Source organism: Streptomyces sp. NBC_00019, from assembly GCF_045041015.1.
Taxonomy (GTDB): Bacteria; Actinomycetota; Actinomycetes; order Streptomycetales; family Streptomycetaceae; genus Streptomyces.
Map to the genome: position 1 here is coordinate 100,350 of NZ_CP108303.1, position 14,684 is coordinate 115,033.

At 70.4% G+C, this 14,684-nt stretch carries 14 protein-coding genes; 9 read left to right on the forward strand and 5 right to left on the reverse strand.

The window, feature by feature from the left end:
• Positions 1-140 precede the first annotated feature (140 nt).
• The 9 genes from OHU89_RS53175 (at position 141) to OHU89_RS53215 (ending at position 8,703) form a co-directional block, all read left to right on the forward strand.
• Positions 141-830 (forward strand): hypothetical protein, encoded by a 690-nt coding sequence (locus OHU89_RS53175; protein WP_405655213.1) that lies wholly within the window; start codon positions 141-143, stop codon positions 828-830.
• Positions 827-1,024 (forward strand): hypothetical protein, encoded by a 198-nt coding sequence (locus tag OHU89_RS53180; protein ID WP_109499984.1) that lies wholly within the window; start codon positions 827-829, stop codon positions 1,022-1,024. Before OHU89_RS53175 ends, OHU89_RS53180 begins: the two co-directional genes overlap by 4 nt.
• A 139-nt stretch (positions 1,025-1,163) precedes the next feature.
• Positions 1,164-2,117 (forward strand): mevalonate kinase, encoded by a 954-nt coding sequence (gene mvk, locus OHU89_RS53185; protein WP_331737428.1) that lies wholly within the window; start codon positions 1,164-1,166, stop codon positions 2,115-2,117.
• Positions 2,107-3,174, forward strand: coding sequence for a diphosphomevalonate decarboxylase (mvaD, locus tag OHU89_RS53190; protein WP_331737430.1), 1,068 nt, complete (start codon positions 2,107-2,109; stop codon positions 3,172-3,174). The genes mvk and mvaD overlap by 11 nt, the downstream gene beginning before the upstream one ends.
• The gene (locus tag OHU89_RS53195; RefSeq protein ID WP_331737432.1) at positions 3,174-4,271 is read left to right on the forward strand and encodes a phosphomevalonate kinase; all 1,098 of its coding nucleotides are present in this window, start codon (positions 3,174-3,176) and stop codon (positions 4,269-4,271) included. The genes mvaD and OHU89_RS53195 overlap by 1 nt, the downstream gene beginning before the upstream one ends.
• Positions 4,268-5,362 (forward strand): type 2 isopentenyl-diphosphate Delta-isomerase, encoded by a 1,095-nt coding sequence (gene fni, locus OHU89_RS53200; protein ID WP_331737434.1) that lies wholly within the window; start codon positions 4,268-4,270, stop codon positions 5,360-5,362. The genes OHU89_RS53195 and fni overlap by 4 nt, the downstream gene beginning before the upstream one ends.
• Positions 5,359-6,420, forward strand: coding sequence for a hydroxymethylglutaryl-CoA reductase (locus tag OHU89_RS53205; protein WP_331737436.1), 1,062 nt, complete (start codon positions 5,359-5,361; stop codon positions 6,418-6,420). Before fni ends, OHU89_RS53205 begins: the two co-directional genes overlap by 4 nt.
• Positions 6,421-6,423: 3 nt before the next feature.
• Complete coding sequence (locus tag OHU89_RS53210) at positions 6,424-7,593, forward strand: hydroxymethylglutaryl-CoA synthase (protein WP_331737438.1); 1,170 nt, start codon at positions 6,424-6,426, stop codon at positions 7,591-7,593.
• A gap of 132 nt (positions 7,594-7,725) precedes the next feature.
• Entirely contained in the window at positions 7,726-8,703 is a 978-nt protein-coding gene (locus OHU89_RS53215; protein ID WP_331737440.1) for a ketoacyl-ACP synthase III, read from the forward strand.
• 13 nt (positions 8,704-8,716) lie between these two features.
• Here OHU89_RS53215 and OHU89_RS53220 read toward each other — a convergent pair whose 3' ends face one another.
• Genes OHU89_RS53220 through OHU89_RS53240 form a run of 5 tightly spaced genes read right to left on the reverse strand, consistent with a single transcriptional unit; the run spans position 8,717 to position 14,636 of the window.
• Positions 8,717-9,040 carry a DUF6059 family protein gene (locus OHU89_RS53220; protein ID WP_331737442.1) on the reverse strand — a complete coding sequence of 108 codons (324 nt, stop codon included), beginning with the start codon at positions 9,038-9,040 and terminating at the stop codon, positions 8,717-8,719.
• Positions 9,041-9,068: 28 nt separating this feature from the next.
• Positions 9,069-9,197 carry a hypothetical protein gene (locus OHU89_RS53225; RefSeq protein WP_266900342.1) on the reverse strand — a complete coding sequence of 43 codons (129 nt, stop codon included), beginning with the start codon at positions 9,195-9,197 and terminating at the stop codon, positions 9,069-9,071.
• A gap of 44 nt (positions 9,198-9,241) precedes the next feature.
• Positions 9,242-10,129, reverse strand: a complete 888-nt coding sequence (gene metF, locus OHU89_RS53230; RefSeq protein ID WP_331737446.1) for a methylenetetrahydrofolate reductase [NAD(P)H] — start codon at positions 10,127-10,129, stop codon at positions 9,242-9,244.
• A complete protein-coding gene (metH, locus tag OHU89_RS53235) occupies positions 10,126-13,656 on the reverse strand; it encodes a methionine synthase (protein WP_331737448.1) in 3,531 nt (1,176 codons plus the stop codon). Before metH ends, metF begins: the two co-directional genes overlap by 4 nt.
• Complete coding sequence (locus OHU89_RS53240) at positions 13,653-14,636, reverse strand: carbohydrate kinase family protein (RefSeq protein ID WP_331737450.1); 984 nt, start codon at positions 14,634-14,636, stop codon at positions 13,653-13,655. Before OHU89_RS53240 ends, metH begins: the two co-directional genes overlap by 4 nt.
• Positions 14,637-14,684 lie beyond the last annotated feature (48 nt).

A 14,684-nucleotide genomic window follows, 5' to 3' on the forward strand; every position in this document is an offset into this window, starting at 1 on the left:
CGTCACAGATTCCGCTTCGGACGGAATCGCACCGACTCTCCGGGGATATGGATGGGAATCTGGAGTTCCCCTGAAGAAACGATGGTCCGCGGGCGCCCCACACGCTCGCGGGAGTTGGGAAATCGACGGGGGTACGGGACATGGAAAACGCATGGAATTTCACGAAGGTCGCGGAGGGCGATCCGCCTCGTGAAGGAGATTCGATGAACGCCGGCCCGTGCCCCAGGAGCCACGATCACGAGCGGCGCACCGGTACCGGGTCGCTGCTGTGCGCCGACTGTCTGGGTCAGGTGGAGCGTGATCTGCGCGCGCTGCCCGGGCTGCACCGGGAGAGCCTGCACCACGTGTCGCCGATATCCCGGCGGACCAACCCGACCAAGGTGTCGGGAAGCGCGCGACGGGACTACCTGAACATCTCGGTGCTGGACGCCCGGCACAACATCCTCGAGACCCTCGGTTCCTGGTCGGAAATCGTCGTGGAGCAGCGGGGAGTCCCGGCCCCGGCGCATTCCGTTCCGCAGTTGTCGAGGTTTCTCTCACGGCATCTGGAGTGGCTCGCGGCCCAGCCGCCGGCCGCCGATTTCGCGGACGAGATCGAGGGCCTCGTCGCCGAGTTGCGCGGCACGATCGACCCCGATCCCAGCGGCATGAACGCCCTCGTCCGAAAGTGCGCCATGGACGACTGCGAAGGAACGATGAGGCCCGCGCTGAATGGCGGGGTCACCGGTAACGGCAGCATCGAATGCTCCGCCGGACATTCCTGGGAAATGCACGAATGGCTGAACCTGAGGCGGCTCATGGAGCAGCAGCGAAAGGGTGTCACCGCATGATGAAACCGCCGCGTCACAGGCTCGTCCCCACGAATGTGGCGGCGCTCGCCGTGGGGGTGTCCGAGGCGACCATCCGCAAGTGGGTGAGCCGCGGGAAGATCACCCGCTACGGCGCGCCGAACTGCCGCTCGGAGTTCGACATCGACGAGCTCACGGAGATAGCCCTGCAGCGCCGTCCCCGCACCTGCCCATGAACGCCGCACAGGTTGACGGGCGGCACGGTGCCGCCCGTCGTACGTCCTGTTCTTCCAGCAGAAACGACAAGGGGAGCTGAGTGGGTTGACACTACCGACCTCATTGGAAGGAGTGCCGGGAAGCCGCCGGGCTCGCTCCGTGGGCATCGGCCGCGCCCATGCCAAGGCCATCCTGCTGGGAGAGCACGCGGTCGTGTACGGGGCTCCGGCGCTCGCGCTGCCGATCCCGCAGCTCACGGCCACGGCGAGTGCCGGATGGTCGACGCCCGCCGGCGATGTGCAGGGCGAGCTGTCCTTCACCATGACCGGCTCCGCGTCGCGCGCGGTGGTGACGCGTGCCTCCGACGGCCTGCGCCAGCTGACCCATGCCTTCAAGGAGCGCATGGGCATCACCGGCACCCGGCACCTGGACGTCATCCTCGACGGTGCCATCCCGCCCGGTCGCGGGCTCGGCTCCAGCGCCGCGCACTCGCGGGCGATCGTCCTCGCTCTCGCCGATCTCTTCGACCGCGAACTGGACCGGAGCACGGCGTTCGAGCTGGTGCAGACGGCCGAGAACGTGGCGCACGGCCGGGCCAGCGGAGTGGACGCGATGGCCGTCGGCGCGGAGGCCCCGCTGCGGTTCCAGGCGGGCCGGATCCGGGACCTGAACGTCGGCTGCGAGGGCCTGTTCATCCTCGCGGACAGCGGTACCGCCGGCAGCACCAAGGAGGCGGTGGAGCTGCTGGGTACCGGGTTCCGGCGCGAGGCCGGGGCCCAGGAGCGGTTCCTGCGCCGGGCGACCCGCCTCGTCGACGAGGCCGAATCGGCTCTCGCCGAGGGCGAGCCGGAGCGGCTCGGAACACTGCTGACGGACTATCACGAGCTGATGCGGGCCGCCGGTCTGAGCACCGACCGGATCGACGCGATGGTCGAGGGCGCCCTGAAGGCGGGCAGCCTCGGCGCCAAGATCACCGGGGGTGGCCTGGGCGGCTGCGTCCTCGCCCTGACCCAGCCGGAGCAGGCCCGGGAGGTCGCCCGGCAACTGCACGAGGCCGGCGCCGTCCAGACGTGGGTCGTGCCGCTGAGGAGGCTCGCCGACCATGCCCGCTGAACGAACGGATCAGCAGACCGTGCGAGCCAAACAGCCGACCGCCCTGGCGGACGTACAGGAGACCGCCACCGCGGTCGCCCATCCGAACATCGCGCTCATCAAGTACTGGGGCAAGAGCGACGAGCGGCTGTTCCTGCCGCGCACCGACAGCCTGTCGATGACCCTGTCCGTCTTCCCCACGACCACCCGGGTCCGGCTCGCCCCGGAGGCGGAGCAGGACACGGTCGTCTTCAACGGGCTGCCCGCGACCGGTGAGGCGGAGCGCCGCATCGTGGCGTTCCTGGACCTGGTGCGGGAGCGCGCGGGCCGCCCGGTGCGGGCCGTCGTCGACACCGAGAACACCGTGCCCACCGGGGCGGGTCTGGCGTCCTCGGCCAGCGGGTTCGCCGCGCTGGCCGTCGCCGCGTCCGCCGCGTACGGCCTCGGCCTGGACGCGCGGGGCCTGTCGCGGCTGGCCCGGCGCGGCTCCGGCTCGGCCTCACGGTCGATCTTCGGCGGCTTCGCCGTCTGGCACGCGGGCACGCCCACCGGCACTCAGGAGGAGGCGGACACCAGCTCGTACGCCGAACCGGTGGACGCCGCCGGCCTCGACCCGGCGCTGGTCGTCGCCGTCGTCAACGCGGGCCCCAAGGAGGTGTCCAGTCGTACGGCGATGCGCCGCACCATGGACACCTCCCCGTTGTACGAGCCGTGGGCGGACTCCAGCAGGGCCGACCTGGTCGACATGCGGGCGGCGCTCAGGCGCGGCGACCTGACGGCGGTCGGCGAGATCGCCGAACGCAACGCGCTCGGCATGCACGCCACGATGCTGGCGGCGCGCCCCGCGGTGCGCTACATGTCGCCGGCCTCCCTCACCGTCATCGACAGCGTGCTGCGACTGCGCCGGGACGGCGTGCCGGCGTACGTGACGATGGACGCCGGACCGAACGTCAAGGTGCTGTGCCGGCGCGCGGACACCGACCGGGTGGCGGCGGTCGTACGCGAGGCCGCCGCGGGCGGTTCGGTGCACGTCGCCGTGCCCGGGCCGGGCGCCCGGCTGCTGGACGAGGGCGTGTGATGGCCGGTCAGCGGGCCGTGGTGCGGCGCGCGCCGGGCAAGTTGTTCGTCGCGGGCGAGTACGCGGTGGTCGAGCCGGGCAACCAGGCGATCCTGGTGGCCGTCGACCGGTACATCACCGTCACCGTCACCGAGGCCGACTCCGCCGAGGCCGACGTCGTCATCGACTCCGACCTCGGCTCGCGCGCGGTGCGTCTGTGGTGGCGCGGCGGCCAGCTGACCGGGGGCGACGGGCGGACGCCGCATGTGGTGTCCGCGGTCGAGACCGTGGCCGAGCTGCTCACCGAACACGGCCTGCCCGTACCGCCGTTGAGTGTGTCGATCAGCAGCACCCTGCACGAGAACGGCCGGAAGTACGGCCTGGGTTCCAGCGGCGCGGTGACGGTGGCGACCGTCGACGCGGTGGCGTCGTACTGCGGTCTCAGGCTCACGCCCGAGGAGCGGTTCCGGCTGGCGATGCTCGCCACCGCCCGCCTCGAACCCAAGGGCTCCGGCGGTGATCTCGCCGCCGGCACCTGGGGCGGCTGGATCGCCTACCGCGCGCCCGACCGGACCCGGGTGCTCGACCTGGCCCGCGCCCGGGGCACGGCGGAGGCGCTGCGGGCCCCCTGGCCCGGTTTCTCGGTACGCCGGCTGCCTGCACCGGCCGGACTGTCCTTCCAGGTCGGCTGGACCGGGAGCCCGGCCTCGACCGAGGCCCTCGTCTCCGGCCTGCACCGGCGGAACTGGCGGGGCAGCGCCTCGCACCAGAAGTTCGTGGCGACCACCGCCGACCTCGTGCAGGCCGCGGTCACGGCACTGGAGAGCGGCGACGGCCCCGCACTGCTGCACGAGATCCGGCGGGCCCGGCAGGAGCTGGCCCGGCTGGACGACGAGGTCGGCCTCGGCATCTTCACGCCCGCGCTGACCGCGCTGTGCGACGCGGCCGAGGCGGTCGGCGGCGCGGCCAAGCCCTCCGGGGCGGGCGGCGGCGACTGCGGTATCGCCCTGCTCGACGACCGGGCCGCGCACGACATCTCGCAGGTACGTCAACGGTGGGCCACGGCCGGGGTACTGCCCCTGCCCCTGCGTCCCGCCCCGGAAGGGATCGAAGCATGAGTAGCGCTCAGCGCAAGGACGACCACGTCCGGCTCGCCATGGAGCAGCAGCACGCGCACAGCGGACGCAACCAGTTCGACGAGGTGTCGTTCGTGCACCACGCCCTGGCCGGCATCGACCGCCCGGACGTGTCCCTGGCCACGACCTTCGCGGGCATCACCTGGCAGGCGCCGCTCTACATCAACGCGATGACCGGCGGCAGCGCCAAGACCGGTGCCATCAACCGGGACCTGGCCACCGCCGCCCGGGAGACCGGGGTGGCCATCGCGTCCGGTTCCATGCATGCCTACTTCAAGGACCCGTCCTGCGCGGACACCTTCCGGGTGCTGCGCACCGAGAACCCCGACGGGTTTGTCCTGGCGAACGTCAACGCGACGGCGTCGGTCGACAACGCGCGCCGCGCCATCGACCTCATCGAGGCGAACGCGCTGCAGATCCACCTCAACACGGCGCAGGAAACTCCCATGCCGGAGGGCGACCGGTCCTTCGGATCGTGGGCGGCGCAGATCGAGAAGATCGCGGCGGGTGTCGACGTCCCCGTGATCGTCAAGGAGGTCGGCAACGGCCTGAGCCGCCAGACGATCCTCGCGCTGCCGAACCTGGGCGTGCGGGTGGCCGACGTCAGCGGTCGCGGCGGCACGGACTTCGCCCGGATCGAGAACGGCCGGCGCGAACTCGCCGACTACGCGTTCCTGCACGGCTGGGGCCAGTCCACGGTCGCCTGTCTGCTGGACGCGCAGGACGTGGACCTGCCCGTACTGGCCTCCGGCGGGGTCCGCAACCCGCTGGACGTGACCCGCGCCCTCGCCCTCGGCGCCCGTGCCGTCGGCTCGTCCGGCGGGTTCCTGCGGACCCTGGTCGACGGTGGCGTCCCCGCGCTCGTCGCGCAGATCTCCACCTGGCTCGACCAGCTGGCCGCCCTGCAGACCATGCTCGGCGCGCGCACGCCCGCCGAGCTCGCCCACTGCGACCTGCTGATCCACGGCGAGCTCCGCGACTTCTGCGCCGACCGGGGCATCGACACCCGGCGGTTCGCCCAGCGCTCCAGCTCCATCGACGCCCTCACCGAGATGACAGGAAGCACACGATGACCGAAGCACACGCGATCGCCGGCGTCCCCATGCGCTGGGTCGGCCCCCTGCGCATCTCGGGGAACGTCGCCACGACCGAGACCCAGGTTCCGCTGGCCACCTACGAGTCGCCGCTGTGGCCGTCGGTCGGCCGCGGCGCGAAGGTGTCCCGGCTGGCCGAGAAGGGCATCGTCGCCACTCTCGTCGACGAGCGGATGACCCGCTCGGTGCTCGTCGAGGCCGTCGACGCCCAGACCGCCCTGACGGCCGCACGGACCATCGAGGCCCGCATCGACGAGCTGCGCGAGGTGGTGCGCGGCTGCAGCAGGTTCGCCCAGCTCATCGGGATCCGGCACGAGATCAACGCCAACCTGCTGTTCATCCGGTTCGAGTTCACCACCGGCGACGCCTCCGGGCACAACATGGCGACCCTGGCCTCCGACGCCCTCCTCGCCCACGTCCTCAAGACGATCCCGGGCATCTCCTACGGGTCGATCTCCGGCAACTACTGCACGGACAAGAAGGCCACCGCCATCAACGGCATCCTCGGCCGCGGCAAGAACGTCGTCACCGAACTCCTCGTCCCGCGTGACGTGGTGAGCGACGTCCTGCACACCACGGCCGGGAAGATCGTCGAGCTGAACATCCGCAAGAACCTGCTCGGCACCCTCCTCGCCGGCGGTATCCGCTCGGCCAACGCGCACTACGCGAACATGCTGCTCGCGTTCTACCTGGCCACCGGCCAGGACGCGGCCAACATCATCGAGGGCTCGCAGGGCGTCGTGATGGCCGAGGACCGCGACGGCGACCTCTACTTCGCCTGCACCCTGCCGAACCTGATCGTCGGCACGGTCGGCAACGGCAAGGGTCTGGGCTTCGTGGAGACGAACCTGACCCGGCTCGGCTGCCGGGCCGAGGCCGCGCCCGGCGAGAACGCACGCCGACTCGCCGTCCTCGCGGCGGCCACGGTGCTGTGCGGTGAACTCTCGCTCCTCGCGGCGCAGACGAACCCGGGAGAGCTCATGCGCGCACACGTCCAGCTGGAACGCGACAACAAGACCGCAAAGGTTGGTGTTTAGGGCATGTCCATCTCCATAGGAATCCACGATCTGTCGTTCGCCACAGGCGAGTTCGTGCTGCCGCACACCGCGCTCGCCGACTACAACGGCACCGAGATCGGCAAGTACCACGTCGGCATCGGCCAGCGGTCGATGAGCATCCCCGCCGCCGACGAGGACATCGTGACCCTGGCCGCGACGGCCGCCGCACCGATCATCGCCCGGCACGGCAGCGACCGTATCCGCACGGTCGTCTTCGCGACGGAGTCCTCGATCGACCAGGCGAAGTCGGCCGGTGTGTACGTCCACTCGCTGCTCGGGCTGCCCTCGGCCACCCGCGTCGTCGAGCTGAAGCAGGCCTGCTACGGCGCCACGGCCGCCCTGCAGTTCGCCATCGGCCTGATACGGCGCGACCCCGCGCAGCAGGTCCTCGTGATCGCCAGTGACGTCTCCAAGTACGAGCTGGACAGCCCCGGCGAGGCGACGCAGGGCGCGGCGGCGGTGGCCATGCTGGTCAGCCTCGACCCGGCCCTGGTGCGCATCGAGGACCCCTCGGGCCTGTTCACCGCCGACGTCATGGACTTCTGGCGGCCCAACTACCTCAACACCGCCCTGGTCGACGGCCACGAGTCCATCAACGCCTACCTCCAGGCCGTCGAGGGCACCTGGAAGGACTACAACGAGCAGGGCGGCCGCGGCCTCGAGGAGTTCGCCGCGTTCTGCTACCACCAGCCGTTCACGAAGATGGCCTACAAGGCCCACCGTCACCTGCTGAACTACTGCGGCAAGGACACCGACAAGGACGACATCGCCCAGGCCATCGGCCTGACCACGGCCTACAACACGGTGATCGGCAACAGCTACACGGCCTCCGTGTACCTGGGTCTGTCGGCGCTGCTCGACCAGTCCGACGACCTGACCGGCAAGTCCATCGGCTTCCTCAGCTACGGCTCCGGCAGTGTCGCCGAGTTCTTCGCCGGTACGGTCACCGCCGGCTACCGGGACCAGCTGCGCACCGAGGCGAACCAGGAGGCCATCGCCCGGCGCAAGCCGGTCGACTACGCCGGCTACCGCGATCTGCACGAGCGGTCGTTCCCCACCGACGGCGGCGACTACGCCACCGAGCAGCAGACCACCGGCCCGTTCCGGCTGGCCGGCATCAGCGGCCACAAGCGCATCTACCAGGCGCGCTAGCAGCGCCGTACGGGCCGGATCGTGCGGGCGCCCTGGTGGGCGCCCGCACGATCCGGCCCGCCCCGTCATGGCCGCGCACTCGCCGGCCTTGCGTACAGCTATCCGAAGACCATCTGAGGGGCGGGCAGCCGCATGCAGGACGTCAGGATCATCGGTACCGGTGCCTACGTACCGGACCGCATCGTCTCCAACGACGAAGTCGGCGCACCGGCCGGAGTCGACAACGACTGGATCATCACCAAAACCGCCTTCCGCGAACGCCGCTGGGCCGCCGACGACCAGGCAACCTCCGACCTGGCCACCGCCGCGGCCCGCGCCGCACTGGACTCGGCAGGCATCACCCCCGCACAACTGACAGTCATCGTCGTCGCCACCTCCACCCCCGACCGGCCCCAACCCCCCACCGCCGCCTATGTGCAGCGGAACCTGGGCGCCACCGGCGCAGCGGCTTTCGACGTCAACGCCGTGTGCTCCGGCGAGGTGTTCGCGCTGTCGGCAGCCGAGAACCTGCTCACCCGCAAGGGCGGCCACGCCCTCGTCATCGGCGCCGACATCTACTCCCGCATCCTCAACCCCGCCGACCGCAGGACGGTCGTCCTGTTCGGCGACGGCGCCGGCGCCATCGTCCTGGGACAGGGTGACAGCGGCCCGCGGATCCGGCACCTGGACCTGCACACCTTCGGTGAGCTCTCGGATCTGATCCGGGTCCCCGGCGGCGGCAGCCGCGCCCCCCTGACCGCCGAAGCCCTCGAAGAAGGCCAGCAGTACTTCACCATGGACGGCCGCGGCGTCCGCCGCTTCGTCGCCGACCACGTCCCCCAACTCGTCAAGCAGTTCCTCCACGAAGCCGGCGTCGTCCCCGACGACATCCGCCACTTCATCCCCCACCAGGCCAACGGCGTCATGCTCGACGACCTCTTCACCCAACTCGCCCTGCACAACGCCACCCTGCACAAAACCTTGGAGACCTACGCCAACACCGGCGCCGCCTCCATCCCCATCACCCTCGACCAAGCCCACCGCACCGGCGCCCTCCACCCCGGCGACCTCATCCTCCTCGCCGGCTTCGGCGGCGGAATGGCCGCAGGACTCGCCCTCATCGAATGGTGAGAAGTGTGGTGAATCAACCGATGTCGCGGGCGCGCTGTTCGTAACCGGGCCACAGTTCCCGGGCGAGCAGCCGTTCCTGCTCGGTCAGCGGCAGATCCGCACGCAGTCGCTCGGGGTGGGCGGGTGGTGGCCCACCGACCCCCGGCGGCAGCACCGGGAGCCCGGTAGCCGCGGTATCGAACATCGCGGCATCCATATGCGTGGCTGCGAAGGCCGCCAAGGACCACCAGAGCGGCCACAGGCAGCGGTTCTTCAACCACCGCCCGCCACTGCGCAGTAGACCCCTCATGTCCGCACCACCCTCACATCGCCGCCCGTCGCCGCCGAAGCCGCCCATCCGGTCGTGGACCGGTGGAGCAGGAGCGTCAGTCGATGCCGCGTACGACGTGGGACTCCCAGGAGTCGTCCTCGTCGATGCCGGCGAGCCGGAGCGGCGGGGCGAGGACCTGGAGGTCCTGGGGCTGTCGGCCGTCTTCTTCCGGGATGTCGTACACCTGCTCCTCCTGCTCTGTTCTGCTCGGTCGGCGTGCTGTCGGCCTCACGCCGTGACGCGGGTCGCGGCCAGCACGTCGCGGTGGATGTCCAGGGCCGCCGTGGACTTGTTGAGAGTGATGTAGTGCAGGCCAGGGGCGCCTTCGGCGAGGAGCCGCTCGGCCATCGCGGTGGCGTACTCGACGCCGATACGGTGACCGTCCGCCGGGTTGCCGCGCGCGGCGTCCAGGCGGTGGGCGAGTTCCTCGGGGAAGGCGGCGCCGCTGAGTTCGGCGAAGCGGGCGATCTGGCGCACGTCGGTGGCCGGCATGATCTCCGGGATGACCGGGGTGTCGCAGCCGGCCGCGGTGACCCGGTCGCGCAGCCGCAGATAGTCCTCCACCCGGAAGAACATCTGGGTGACCGCGTAGTCGGCGCCCGCCCTGCACTTGGCGACGAAGTGCCGGATCTCGCTGTCCCAGTCCGGGGACCGCGGATGCCGTTCCGGGAACGCCGCCACACCGACGCTGAACTCCCCCGACTCCTTGACCAGGCGCACCAGTTCATGGGCGTGGGTGAAGCCTTCGGGGTGGGCGATCCAGGGGGCGTTGGGGTCGCCGGGCGGATCACCGCGCAGGGCGAGGACGTCCCGGACGCCGGCATCGGCGTACTGGCCGATGATGTGCCGCAGCTCGGACACCGAGTGCCCGACCGCGGTCAGATGGGCGACGGGGCGCAGGGTCGTCTCGGTCGCGATCCGCTTGGTCACCTCGACCGTGCGGTCCCGGGAGGAGCCGCCGGCCCCGTAGGTGACCGAGACGAAGGTCGGGGCCAGAGGCTCGATCCGCCGGATCGCCTCCCACAGCGTCCGTTCTCCCTTGGGTGTCTTCGGCGGAAAGAACTCGAAGGAAAACGACGGGGTCCCCCGGTCGAGGAGATCGCGCAGGGTCGTCACTGCCGGCCTCCGGCGTTGAAGTAGCTGGCTTCGGGGTGGTGCAGGACGATCGCGTCCGTGGACTGCTCCGGGTGCAGCTGGAACTCCTCGGACAAGTGGACGCCGATGCGCTCCGGCCGGAGCAGGTCGGCGATCTTGGCGCGGTCCTCGAGGTCGGGGCAGGCCGGGTAGCCGAAGGAGTAGCGGCAGCCCTGGTACTCGGTGCGGAACATGCCGTCCAGCGAGCCCGGGTCATCCCCGGCGATACCGAGTTCGCCGCGCACGCGTGCGTGCCAGTACTCGGCGAGCGCTTCGGCCAACTGGACGGACAGGCCGTGCAGTTCGAGGTAGTCGCGGTAGGCGTTCGACTCGAAGAGCCTGGCCGTCTCCTCGCCGATCCGGGAGCCGACGGTGACGACCTGGAGGCCGACGACGTCCGTCTCCCCCGACTCCTCCGGACGGAAGAAGTCCGCGAGGCACAGCCGACGGCCACGGCGCTGGCGCGGGAACGCGAAGCGGGTCAGCTCGGACCCGTTCTCGTCCAGCAGGATCAGATCCTCGCCCTTGGACACACAGCGGAAGTAGCCCTGCACGACGGCGGCCTCAAGGAGGTTCTCCGTCTGAAGCCGGTCGAGCAGTCCGCGCAGCCGCGGCCGTCCCTCGGTCTCGACGAGCTCCTCGTATGTCGGCCCGTCGCCGCCGCGCGCCTGCTTCAGGCCCCACTGCCCCTTGAAGAGGGCGCCCTCGTCGAGCCAGGAGGCGTACTCCTTGAGCTGGATTCCCTTGATGACACGGGTGCCCCAGAACGGCGGCGTGGGGATGGGGTTGTCGATGGCGACATCGGAGCGTCCCCCACCCCCTTCTTCAGGACTCTCCGCGACGACGGCACGTGCGACGGGCGTGACCCGGCGCTGCTTGAGCTCGGGCAGCTTCGCCCCGGGCACTCCCCGCTTGACGCCGATGAGCGCGTCCATGAGGCGCAGGCCTTCGAAGGCGTCGCGGGCGTAGCGGACTTCGCCCTCGTAGATCTCGTGCAGGTCCTGCTCGACATAGGCCCGGGTCAGGGCGGCTCCGCCGAGGATGACCGGGAAGTCGGCCGCCAGGCCACGCTGGTTGAGCTCCTCCAGGTTCTCCTTCATGATCACCGTGGACTTCACCAACAGCCCCGACATGCCGATCACATCGGCGCGGTGCTCCGCGGCGGCTTCCAGGATCGCGGAGACCGGCTGCTTGATGCCCAGGTTGACCACGTTGTAGCCGTTGTTGGACAGGATGATGTCGACGAGGTTCTTGCCGATGTCGTGGACATCGCCGCGCACGGTGGCCAGCACGATCGTGCCCTTGCCGTCGTCGTCCGTCTTCTCCATGTGCGGTTCGAGATAGGCGACGGCGGTCTTCATCACCTCGGCGGACTGAAGGACGAACGGCAGCTGCATCTGGCCCGAGCCGAACAGCTCGCCGACGACCTTCATGCCGTCCAGGAGAATCTCGTTGACGATGTCCAGCGCCGGACGGGACTGGAGAGCCTCGTCGAGGTCGGCCTCCAGGCCGTTCTTCTCACCGTCGATGATGCGGCGCTTGAGGCGCTCCTCCAGCGGCAGCGCGGCCAGCTCCTCGGCCTTGCCCGCCTTCAACGACTTGGCGGTGGCGCCCTCGAACAGCGCCATCAGCTTCTGCAACGGGTCATAGCCCTCGGCCCGCCGGTCGTAGACGAGGTCGAGGGCGGTCTGCACCTCTTCCTCGCTGAACCGGGCGATCGGCAGAATCTTCGAGGCGTGCACGATCGCCGAATCCAGACCCGCCTTCGTGCACTCGTCCAGGAAGACCGAGTTGAGCAGGATCCGGGCCGCCGGGTTCAGGCCGAAGGAGATGTTCGACAGACCCAGGGTGGTCTGCACATCCGGATGGCGGCGCTTGAGCTCGCGGATCGCCTCGATGGTGGCGATGCCGTCCTTGCGCGACTCCTCCTGACCGGTGCAGATGGTGAAGGTCAGGGTGTCGATGAGGATGTCCGACTCGTGGATCCCCCAGTTCCCGGTCAGATCGTCGATGAGCCGCTCGGCGATGGCGACCTTGTGCTCCGGGGTGCGGGCCTGGCCCTCCTCGTCGATGGTCAGCGCGATCAGCGCGGCACCATGCTCCTGCGCCAGCTTGGTGACCTTCGCGAACCGGGACTCGGGGCCGTCGCCGTCCTCGTAGTTGACCGAGTTGATGACCGCACGGCCGCCGATCTTCTCCAGGCCCGCCCGGATGACGGGAACTTCGGTGGAGTCCAGCACGATCGGCAGCGTGGACGCGGTCGCGAACCGCCCGGCCAGCTCCTCCATGTCGGCGACACCGTCACGCCCGACGTAGTCCACGCACAGGTCCAGCATGTGCGCGCCCTCACGGATCTGGTCCCGGGCCATCTCCACACAGTCGTCCCAGCGGCCCTCCAGCATGGCCTCACGGAACTTCTTCGACCCGTTCGCGTTCGTCCGCTCACCGATCGCCATGTACGACGTGTCCTGCCGGAACGGCACCGTCTGATACAGCGAAGCCGCACCCGGCTCGGGACGCGGTTCCCGTTCCCCCGGCGCCATGCCCTGTACCCGTTCGACGATCTGACGCAGGTGCTCGGGGGTGGTGCCGCAGCAGCCGCCGATGAGGGACAGGCCGTATTCGCGGACGAAGTTCTCCTGCGCGTCGGCCAGTTCGGGCGCGGTCAGGGGGTAGTGGGCGCCGTTCTTGCCCAGCACCGGCAGACCGGCGTTGGGCATGCAGGACAGCTGGATGCGGGAGTGGCGGGCCAGATAGCGCAGGTGCTCGCTCATCTCGGCGGGCCCGGTCGCACAGTTCAGGCCGATCATGTCGATGCCGAGCGGCTCCAGCGCGGTCAGCGCGGCACCGATCTCCGAACCGAGCAGCATGGTGCCGGTCGACTCCACTGTCACCGACACGATCAGCGGGACGTCGTATCCGGCCGTCTCCATGGCCCGGCGGGCGGCGATGACCGAGGCCTTGGTCTGGAGCAGGTCCTGCGTGGTCTCCACCAGGAGCGCGTCGGCGCCGCCGGCGAGCAGGCCCTCGGCATTCCGCTGATAGGCGTCGCGCAGAGTGGTGTAGGGGGCGTGGCCGAGGGTGGGCAACTTGGTGCCGGGGCCCATGGAGCCCAGGACCCAGCGCTGACGACCGTCGCGTGCCGTGAACTCGTCGGCTGTCTCCCGGGCCACGCGGGCGCCGGCCTCGGACAGTTCGTGGACTCGCTCGGGGATGTCGTACTCGCCAAGGGCCGCGTGGTTCGCGCCGAAGGTATTCGTCTCGACGCAGTCGACACCCGCGTCGAAGTACTCGGCATGCACCGAGCGCACGATGTCGGGCCGGGTCACATTGAGGATCTCGTTGCAGCCCTCGAGCTGCTGGAAGTCCTCCATCGTGGGGTCCTGCGCCTGGAGCATCGTGCCCATCGCCCCGTCGGCGACCACCACACGGGTGGCGAGCGCCTCGCGGAGCGCGGACGCACGGGTCCGGCTGTCGGCGGAAGGGGTTCCGTTGTCGGCGGCGGTCATGACAGCGCGCCGAGGACGGAGGCGAGCGGCTGGGCCGCGCCGGGGCCGTAGGTGCGTTCGACGATGCCGGACAGCTGCGCCCGGTCGATCTCGTAGGACTGCGAGCCGACCGCGCCGAGGACGACGGAGGCCAGCGCACAGCCCAGTCGGGCCGCGGACTCCAGCGGGGCGCCCTGGCCGACGGCGGCCAGGAAGCCGACGCGGAAGGCGTCCCCGACGCCGGTCGGGTCGGCCGTCCGGGCATCGGGGACTGCGGGGACGACGAGGGGGGTCTGCCCGAGGCGTTCGAGGCGTACGCCCTTCTCGCCCAGGGTGGTGACCCAGGTGCCGACGGTCGCGAGGACGTCGGCGCGGCTCCAGCCGGTGCGCTCCTTCAGCAGCGCGGCCTCGTACTCGTTGGTGAACAGCCAGGCGGCACCGTCCACGAGGTCGCGGACCTGAGGGCCGTCCAGGCGGGCCAGTTGCTGCGAGGGGTCGGCCGCGAAGGGGATGCCGAGGTCGCGGCACTCGGCGGTGTGGCGCAGCATTGCCGCCGGGTCGTCGGGCGAGATCAGGACGAGGCCGGGGCGGTCGGGTCCGGTGACGAGCGGGCGCAGGTCGATGTCGGACGCCTCGGCCATCGCGCCCGCGTAGAAGGCGGCGATCTGGTTGGCGTCCTCGTCGGTGATGCACAGGAAGCGGGCCGTCTGCGCTTCGGCGGAGACGTGCACGCCCCCGGTGTCGACGCCGTGCTCCTTCAGCCACAGCTCGTACTCGGCGAAGTCCGTGCCCACCGCTCCGACCAGCAGGGGTGCGAGGCCTAGGCCGCCGAGCCCGAAGGCGATGTTGGCTGCGACGCCGCCCCGGCGCACCTCAAGGCGGTCGACGAGGAAGGAGAGCGAGACGTGGGCGAGCTGCTCGGGCAGCAGCTGGTCCGCGATCCGTCCGGGGAAGACCATCAGGTGGTCGGTGGCTATGGATCCTGTCACCGCGATGCGCACGGGCACTCCTTGGGTCGCTTCGGTCGCTGATCACCGGTGGTGCGTGTG

Coding starts and splice junctions, on each gene's coding strand:
- OHU89_RS53175 (WP_405655213.1), top strand. CDS start 141: ATGGAAAACGCATGGAATTTCACGAAGGTCGCGGAGGGCGATCCGCCT.
- OHU89_RS53180 (WP_109499984.1), top strand. CDS start 827: ATGATGAAACCGCCGCGTCACAGGCTCGTCCCCACGAATGTGGCGGCG.
- mvaD (WP_331737430.1), top strand. CDS start 2,107: ATGCCCGCTGAACGAACGGATCAGCAGACCGTGCGAGCCAAACAGCCG.
- OHU89_RS53195 (WP_331737432.1), top strand. CDS start 3,174: ATGGCCGGTCAGCGGGCCGTGGTGCGGCGCGCGCCGGGCAAGTTGTTC.
- fni (WP_331737434.1), top strand. CDS start 4,268: ATGAGTAGCGCTCAGCGCAAGGACGACCACGTCCGGCTCGCCATGGAG.
- OHU89_RS53205 (WP_331737436.1), top strand. CDS start 5,359: ATGACCGAAGCACACGCGATCGCCGGCGTCCCCATGCGCTGGGTCGGC.
- OHU89_RS53210 (WP_331737438.1), top strand. CDS start 6,424: ATGTCCATCTCCATAGGAATCCACGATCTGTCGTTCGCCACAGGCGAG.
- OHU89_RS53215 (WP_331737440.1), top strand. CDS start 7,726: ATGCAGGACGTCAGGATCATCGGTACCGGTGCCTACGTACCGGACCGC.
- OHU89_RS53220 (WP_331737442.1), bottom strand. CDS start 9,040: ATGGGCGGCTTCGGCGGCGACGGGCGGCGATGTGAGGGTGGTGCGGAC.
- metH (WP_331737448.1), bottom strand. CDS start 13,656: ATGACCGCCGCCGACAACGGAACCCCTTCCGCCGACAGCCGGACCCGT.